Origin of the sequence: Blautia sp. DFI.1.216 (assembly GCF_020594215.1) — a bacterium.
Classification (GTDB): Bacteria; Bacillota; Clostridia; order Lachnospirales; family Lachnospiraceae; genus Blautia_A; species Blautia_A wexlerae.
Genome location: NZ_JAJDML010000203.1, coordinates 1 through 326, shown reverse-complemented (window position 1 = coordinate 326; position 326 = coordinate 1). Strand labels below are relative to the sequence as shown.

Annotated in this window: 1 pseudogene; it reads left to right on the top strand. The window is 39.6% G+C overall.

The features are described 5' to 3' along the window. A pseudogene (locus LJE11_RS19445) lies at positions 1–326 on the top strand (sigma-70 family RNA polymerase sigma factor); the annotation flags it as partial.

Below are 326 nucleotides of genomic sequence, written 5' to 3'. Positions count from 1 at the left end.
GTCCGCCTTCTGGATTTGAAACGAGCAACAAGATTTCAAATTCAGGAGGAACGGATATGTATATTGAACACCCATATTTTTACGAAGGAAAGTATTACGCAAATATTGATGGAGAAATGATCGAGATTACAAAAGAAGTTGCGTATGCGATGAATAATTTTTACAGAAGCAGCAAGGCAAAAAAAGTTGAGATTAAGAATGAACTGGGTGAGGTTGTGGATAAGATGCTGAGAGAAGTACCTTACAGCGGTCAGTCCATTGATGGAGAAGGCTTCATGATTGAGGATTTTCCAGATCTGAACTGTGATGTGGAGCACTGTGTACTG